The 995-nt window shown below is 25.0% G+C and carries 1 protein-coding gene; it reads right to left on the bottom strand.

Features of this window, described 5'->3' with window-relative positions; all coding sequences use genetic code 11:
* Positions 1-137: 137 nt before the first annotated feature.
* A complete protein-coding gene (locus Q4548_RS16630; protein WP_303457148.1) occupies positions 138-719 on the bottom strand; it encodes a hypothetical protein in 582 nt (193 codons plus the stop codon).
* Positions 720-995 lie beyond the last annotated feature (276 nt).

Here is a 995-nt window from a genome sequence, read left to right on the forward strand (position 1 = left end):
AGCCTTTTTTTTGGTTTTATTTTTCTATTACAAAGCCAAATCAAAAAGGATTTGGCGACTTAGTAAATATACACAAACTTTTGAGAAAGCCCCAAAACCCGTATTAATTTTAGCCGGTGTTAGGTAACGTTTTTTTGTTAATAATACTCATATTCGAATTCATAAATCATTTTCGCTTGAATACTGTCTTTTGAAACAATGTATATTGGATTTCCTTTAGAATCATATTCGACTTCACTTAACAATTCATAATCTATTAAATTATCTTTTGAGTCGACAAGCTTATAAAGTTCAGTAATACCGTTCTTTCCATACTGATAAATTTCTTTCATGTAAAGATTGTTTTCATGACCATATTTATTAACTCTAATAACTTTGTTATTCTCGTTATATTGATAATTCGTTTTCTTTATAGAAAAAGAATTAAAAGGATTATTTATTTCATTAATTAAGTATCCTTTTTCATTTATTTCTTTCAACGTTTTTTCCTTGATATTTTTATTTCCTATTGGAGTTTCTAAAATAAATTTTCTATTTGGGATACTATCATTAATATATCTATATTTTATCTCCACCAATAGCTCGTTATTGTTATATATTTTTTTCGATGTTAGTAAATTATCTATATATTGATATTCTTCAATATTTGTTAATTCATGATTTACGTATTCTTTTGCGGTATTTAGCATACCTGATTTATTGTATTCTTGAATAGACAAGGTTACATAACCTACATTTTCACCCTTTTCTATTTCTTTTTTTATGATAGATCCATTTTTATTTTCGGCTATAAATTGTTTGAATATAACCTTACGAACTTGACCTTTTAAATTCGATTTTTCTAAGTCTGTTATACTTTCAGGTTTAGAGGAACAACTAAGAATTAAAGTTGTTAATATTAATTGAAATATTATGTTTTTGTATCGTCCTGAAATAGGTTGACCTTTTTTTGAAGTTTTAAAAGGTTAATAATTCCAGATTATTTTTATTTTTTC

This window comes from Wenyingzhuangia sp. 2_MG-2023 (assembly GCF_030548295.1).
Classification (GTDB): domain Bacteria; phylum Bacteroidota; class Bacteroidia; order Flavobacteriales; family Flavobacteriaceae; genus Wenyingzhuangia.